Here is a 6936-nt window from a genome sequence, read left to right on the forward strand (position 1 = left end):
TTTGATCGAATATACGAGTATTTTGATATGCAAGGTGAAATGTTAGACGATGTTGCATTCCCGCAAATCCTTGACGGAAAAAGTACGTTAGTTAAATTATTATTGGGTTTTTACAGACTTGAGAGATCATATTAGTTGTAATGAAATAAATATATTAGAAATAGACGTCGAAGCACTTCGTGGGAAAATTAGCTATGTCTCCCAAGATATAAATTTATTTAATATGAGATTATATCGCCATAGTTTGTTAAACAGCTGGAACCCTTGGATTTTAAAAGGAGTGATTTGTAATTGAACCGTTCGGTTAAGTTAATGGTTATTGCATGTGCGATTTTATGGTTGGGCGGTTGTGGAGGTTTTGCGAGTAAACAAGAGAATGTGTTTAATAATGAGAACAGATTATTGGAGGTTGGGGACAGTTTTACATTTTCAAATAAAAAGGGGGAAATCAACGAGGAACACGCTATTATTCAATACAGTGGATTTTCTGGGGTGTATACGGTCTGGCGGATGACTTCCCAAGAAGATATTTCATTGAAAATAAAAATACAGGGTAATAACAAACGTGGAAAATTCAAGTTAATTCAGACTATAGCAGATCAGCAATTAACCACTATTTGGAGTGGGGAAAAGGATGAAGAAGTTATTCTAAATATTCCTAAAGGTAGTAGTGCTATTAAATGGGTTGGACAAAAGGCAGCCGGAGAGTTAAATATACAATTGGATACCGAAGATGGACTGGAGGTTGAACCTCAAGCTGATTTGTTTAATGGGGAGCTATTTGAGGGTGGACTCTTTGGAGAAGAATGATTGTGTTATGAAAAGTGACGTATTAAGGTGAGGTATAATCATTTCACAAAATAAATCTGTATTTATGTTATATATATTGACATTAAAGTTGTCTTTCAATTACAATTGGATTATTCAACGTACAAATGAATAGTCCTTTTTTTCGTATATCCTTAATAATTGGTTTAAGGGTCTCTACCGGAAACCGTAAATTTCTGGCTACGAAAATATGCTACGGCATATTTTTGTGGCCTTTTTGTGTTACACCGTGAAACGGCAAACGAATGAACAATGAGGGGGATAGGGACAATGGGGAACATTCTGATCAAAAATGCTGAGATCATTACAATGAACAGACAGGAGGAAATTATTGTCGGGGATGTTCGAATTAAGGATGATATCATCGTAGAAATCGGCATTGGTCTGATCCCGCAGGGAGACGAAAAGGTCATCGATGCCACGAACCGTACGGTAATTCCCGGTTTTGTTCAGACGCATATTCATTTATGCCAGACGTTATTCCGTGGGAAGGGAGATGATCTGGAGCTTATGGACTGGCTGCGTAAACGGATTTGGCCGTTAGAGGCAGCGCATGATGAGGAATCCCTTTATTATTCGGCGATGCTCGGTATAGGAGAACTGATTTCCAGCGGAACCACTACGATTGTTGATATGGAGACTGTTCACCATACGGACTATGCTTTTCAGGCCATTGCTAAAAGTGGAATACGTGCTTTGTCCGGTAAGGTAATGATGGATCAAAAAGGAGGAGATGTGCCTGAAGCACTGCAGGAGGATACCGCTTCTTCTTTACAGGAAAGTGTGGATTTGCTTGAAAAATGGAATGGCTATGGCCATGGACGGATTCAATATGCATTCTCTCCGCGTTTTGTAATATCCTGCACCGAACCCTTATTAACCGAGGTACGAGATCTCTCCGCAAGGTATGATGTGAAGGTGCACACCCATGCTTCTGAGAATTTAGGGGAGATTGAGATTGTGCAGGCGATGACTGGGATGCGTAACATCGTCTACCTGGATCATCTAGGATTAGCTAATGAGCGCTTAATACTGGCGCACTGTGTATGGCTGGATGCCGAGGAGCGGCGCATATTGCGGGATCGTGGAGTTCATGTAAGTCATTGCCCTGGCTCAAATCTGAAACTAGCCTCCGGAATTGCTGATACACCGGGGATGCTCCATGAGCAGGTGTCACTAAGTCTGGGTGCTGACGGTGCACCGTGCAATAATAATCTGGATATGTTTAATGAAATGCGGCTCGCGGCAATTATTCAGAAGCCTCAACATGGACCTACGACAATGGATGCCCGCAGTGTATTTCGTATGGCAACTATAGGTGGGGCAAAAGCGGTAGGGATGGAGGATAAGATCGGCAGTATCGAGGTGGGTAAAAAAGCAGACCTAGTGCTTCTGAATCTCTTCAATTTCCATACCTTCCCCTCCTACGACGTAGATCCCATCTCTAGAATTGTATATTCTGCTACCCGGGCTGATGTGGAAACTACGATTATCGACGGGGAGATCGTGATGGAAAGAGGTCTGCTGAAGACTGTAGATAAGGAAGTTGTGTTAAATGAAGCGAACCGTTCTATTAAAAGATTGCTTAAGTCTACTTCAATCGTCTGAAGATTGATCAACTCATAGTTAACAGGGATATTCCAATGCCGAAAGGGCAGCGGGGCATCTCTTTTTTTTTTGAGTGGAAGATAATTCTACCATTTTGATAAAAAAAGTAAGTATTGTTATACTAGAACAACCTGATATTTTACAAATTACTAGAATAGATTTGATATTTCGAACAAATGAACATGTAAGAGGGGATTATAAGTGAAAAAGCAAGGGCCGGATCGTGCCCATTTTTTTATCGTTGTTATATTGTTATGGTTAAAGCTGTTGCTTCTGAGAGTGTTGTTCTTTGATAGAATTGCTTGGGAATGGATTGCAGCGGATGTAGCGCCAGTCCTTTTGATTATGGGGATTTTAACGGTGATTACGCCTTCTAGGGTGAGAACAACCGTCTATTGGATATTTAACGGCTTTTTATCGCTGTTGCTGTTCGCAGCCGCTGTATATTTTAATCACTTTGGTTCTGTTCCAACCTACCTGGCCTTATCTGAAATCAATCAGGTATTTCAAGTGAAGGCAAGCGTAGAATCTACCATAAAGAGTATTGATTACTTATTCTTCGCGGATTTTGTCCTCTTCGCTATCTATGGTTTGATTCGCAGATGGAAACAAGGAAAGACCTACCCGCGTGAACGCTTTAGTTCCCGGAAGACAGGATTCGTGCATGTGGTGGTGATTCTGGTATCCATTATTGGAGGTTTTTCTTTATCGGCATATTCTGTCCGCTCTGCACGGGGGATTACAAATGAGCTTGTGCAGGCAGAAACTGCCGGATTTCTAAATTATGAAGTCGTTGCAGCGATTAAGATTAATGAAGATAACAATCTCATTGGAACGGGTGATATTAAGGATACGATTGCGAAGGTTGACGCGCTGCAATCTTCCTATCCATATAGTGACAAGCCAGCGGGTACGACTCCTGATTATTTTGGCTCACAAAAGGGTAAAAATGTAATTGTGCTGCAATTGGAAGCTTTTCAGAATTTCCCGCTGCATCAATCCCTGGATGGTCAGGAACTGACGCCAGTCATGAATAAGCTAGCGGATGAGGGCTTTTATTTCCCGCATGTCTATCAGCAGATTGGACCAGGGAATACGTCTGACGCTGAATTCATGAGCAATACGTCTATTTATCCGATGGGTACTTTGGCCATGTCTACCGGATTCGGGGACAGAGAACTGCCAAGCTTACCGCGACTGCTAAGGGATAAAGGGTATGAGGCGTACACCTTTCATGTGAATAAAGTAGGCTTTTGGAATCGGAATGAGTTATACCCGGCGCTTGGGTTTAACGGCTATTATGACAAGGATTATTTTACGAATGATCATTTTAATGCGTTTGGTGCTTCCGATGAACAGCTGTATATGACGGGTGTCGAGAAATTGGCAGAGCTGAAGAAGAAAGGAACCCCTTTCTACGCACAGATGGTGACCGCATCCAGTCATCATCCGTTCAAAGTTCCAGATTCTTTTAAGAAAATCACTGTACCTGATGACATGAAAGACACGATGTTAGGTGACTATTTGACGGCTATTAACTATACTGATTATGCCATAGGTACTTTAATAGAAGGTTTGAAGGAAAATGGAATGTGGGATAACACGGTTCTGGTCATGTATGGCGACCACTTTGGCCTACAGCCTCAGGATGTTCCACCAGAGCAAGTGGAAAGTGCACTTGGTATTCCATACGATTCCCGGATCAGCCGCTTTAATATTCCACTCATTGTGCGTGTACCGGGAATGGAGCAAGGGAAGGTAGTAGAGCGTACGGGAGGACAACTGGATATCCTTCCTACGATAGCTAATTTAATGGGCGTTTCACTACAACAAGAAGGTTATACAGCCTTTGGTCATGACCTGCTCAACATTGATCGTAATGTGTTAGGGATGAGGTATTATTTGCCTTCCGGTTCCTTCTTTAATGATGACATTCTCTATGTCCCTGGAAAAGGATTTGCAGATGGTGAAGCTGTGTCGCTGGATACGCTCAAGCCGGTAACGGACTTCTCGAAATATCAGAGCGATTATGAGTATGTATTAAAGCTAATGAATTTGTCCGACGAATATGTGAAGCTGTTACCACAGAGATAGGGGGAATCATGAAAAAGTTCTGGAAACCGGAGTATCTCGTAAGCCTTGCCGGCTGCGGTGTCATTATTTATCTGCTATTCGTAGGACCTTTTATTGGGGTTGCTGATAATGGAGATTTCCTGCGTATGATGAATACCATCGGTCTGAACTACTATGATACTGCAGCATCGTATACCGACCAGTTTTTTAATTTTAGCCATTCTCGTTTTGCGTATGAGAATTTGTTTAGGGGCTTCTATCCTTCTTCACAGATTTTGATTGTGCTTGTACCGAGGTTGATCGGCGGGCTCATCCATGGCAGCTTTTTTGATGTTAGATTGCTTGGTGCAGTCTACGGTCTTCTTTTACTGGTGGCGACCTGGCTGCTGGTGAAGTACAATGCTCGCGGCTCTTATGTTACTGGCCTGCTGCTAGGTGCAGCTATATTATTTGTATTTTTTGATATTGGGTATTTGGCATACTTTAACTCCTTATTCGGAGAACCGGTGTCGATGGTGTTTATGCTGTTGACCTTTGCGCTGGGGTTAAGATTAACAAGCCAAGAAAAGCCTACGACTAAGGGGTTAACCTTATTTTTTATTGCGATTCTCTTTTTGGTCACCTCCAAAATTCAGAATGCGCCGATTGGAATTGCCTTTGCGCTGATCTTCCTGCGGTTTATGACACTTGATAGTGAGCGAAAATGGAGAAAGCTCGCCTTACGCTTTTCGATTGCCATATTTCTGGTATCCATCGTTATGTACGTGACGGCGCCGAAAGAGCTGAAGCATATTAACCTGTATCAGACCGTGTTTTTTGGGATATTAAATGAATCACCGGATGTGAAGGGAGATTTGCAGGATCTCGGATTGCCGGAGCGGTTGGAGGTTCTTGCGGGCACGAATTATTTTCAGACCGATACAGTAATCAAACAGGATGATCCTTCGCTGGTACCGGATTTCTACGACCGGGTATCCCATAAGGATGTATTGTTCTTCTACTTAAAACATCCAGGACGGTTAATAGATAATATGGAATATGCTGCGAGTAACAGTATGGCGATTCGTCCTTATTACCTAGGGAACTATGAGAAGAGTGAAAATAAGGCAGCAGGTGCATTATCGTACGCTTATAGCGGGTGGAGCGAATTCAAGAACAAGCATATTCCGCATACGCTCGGATTTCTCACTATATTCTATCTGGTGTATTTTGCCGGGGCGTTGTTCCAATATTTCCGTAGCCGGGATGTTCGGGGAAGAGTTGCTGGTGAACTGCTGATGTTATTGGGACTGATAGGGATTTTCTCTTTCTTGGTTCCGATTCTTGGGGACGGAAGGGCGGACATCGGTAAGCATTTATTCTTGTTTAATGTGTGCTTCGATATGATGGTTGTAGTCATGTTCGGATGGATTGTACACAAGGTAGTGGGAATGGTAAGACGTTAATAGAAGGAACAACTCAAACAGCAAGTTTCCGATTATGGAGACTTGCTGTTTTTATTCATCCTCCAATAGCTCGCGTAACATGCCCTGCCGGTCATTCATAAATGCTTTGGTCACGGTGTAGTGCTCTGTTTCTTCTAAGGCGACGGACCGAATGCCCTCACCTTCTAGGAGAAAAATCTCAGCTCCCGGATAGGACATCAGAATGGGAGAATGGGTCGCGATAATAAACTGTGAATCCTGCCCGACTAGCTCATGCATACGCACCAGCAGAGACATTTGCCGCAGAGGAGACAGAGCCGCTTCAGGTTCATCGAGGATATAAAGACCACGCCCTCCAAAACGATGAACGAACGCTGCGAAAAAAGACTCTCCGTGAGACTGCTCATGCAGAGACTTGCCTCCATAGGAGTTCTTGATTGGTGGACCAAAACTAGGCTGTTCATCTAATTCATCAATGTAGGAAGCCACATTATAATAGCTCTCCGCGCGTAGAAAAAAACCATCCTTTGGACGTCTAACCCCTCTAGCAATTCTAAAATACTCATAGAGACTCGAATGCGAGGAACGAGTGTTAAAAGAGAAGTTAAGTGTTCCGCCTTCAGGGTTAAAGCCCCACGCAGCAGCAATTCCCTCTAGCAAGGTAGATTTCCCTGTGCCATTCTCCCCGACAAGAAAGGTTACTGGCTTTTGAAAAATAAGCCGATCCAGTGTTCTTACGGCCGGCAGATGAAATGGATAGGTTTGGAATGATGGAACCTGATCACGAAGCAGTTCTGCATGGCGCAAGTACAACGTGGTGTTATTCATAGTCTCCCCCTTGTGAATGCCATAGATAATCATTTCCGCTCAGATCTGACGAGATGTAAGTCTCAAGTTAGACCTTTGTAGTGCGTGTTCAAAAAGTACGGTCTTCAGCACCGAGAAGATTGAAAGAAGATAGAAACTGAGGAGTGGAGCGTAGTGGAAGCTACGTGAGCACCGG

The 6936-nt window shown here is 43.1% G+C and carries 5 protein-coding genes and 1 riboswitch; of the genes, 4 read left to right on the forward strand and 1 reads right to left on the reverse strand.

The window, feature by feature from the left end; translation table 11 throughout:
- The first annotated feature begins 291 nt into the window (after positions 1-291).
- From CA600_RS17405 to wsfD, 4 genes are all read left to right on the forward strand, one after another.
- The gene (locus CA600_RS17405; protein ID WP_094871703.1) at positions 292-810 is read left to right on the forward strand and encodes a hypothetical protein; all 519 of its coding nucleotides are present in this window, start codon (positions 292-294) and stop codon (positions 808-810) included.
- 122 nt (positions 811-932) lie between these two features.
- Positions 933-1031, forward strand: a riboswitch (purine riboswitch).
- 67 nt (positions 1032-1098) lie between these two features.
- Positions 1099-2436: a 5'-deoxyadenosine deaminase gene (locus CA600_RS17410; RefSeq protein ID WP_094871705.1), complete on the forward strand. Its 1338-nt coding sequence runs from the start codon at positions 1099-1101 to the stop codon at positions 2434-2436.
- A gap of 201 nt (positions 2437-2637) precedes the next feature.
- Positions 2638-4530, forward strand: a complete 1893-nt coding sequence (locus CA600_RS17415) for an LTA synthase family protein (protein ID WP_094871706.1) — start codon at positions 2638-2640, stop codon at positions 4528-4530.
- 8 nt (positions 4531-4538) lie between these two features.
- Positions 4539-5954, forward strand: a complete 1416-nt coding sequence (gene wsfD, locus CA600_RS17420; RefSeq protein ID WP_094871708.1) for a glycan biosynthesis hexose transferase WsfD — start codon at positions 4539-4541, stop codon at positions 5952-5954.
- A 51-nt stretch (positions 5955-6005) separates the two neighbouring features.
- Here wsfD and CA600_RS17425 read toward each other — a convergent pair whose 3' ends face one another.
- Complete coding sequence (locus tag CA600_RS17425) at positions 6006-6761, reverse strand: AAA family ATPase (RefSeq protein WP_094871710.1); 756 nt, start codon at positions 6759-6761, stop codon at positions 6006-6008.
- Positions 6762-6936: the final 175 nt, after the last annotated feature.

This window comes from Paenibacillus sp. VTT E-133280 (assembly GCF_002264385.1).
Taxonomy (GTDB): Bacteria; Bacillota; Bacilli; order Paenibacillales; family Paenibacillaceae; genus Paenibacillus_AQ; species Paenibacillus_AQ nitricinens.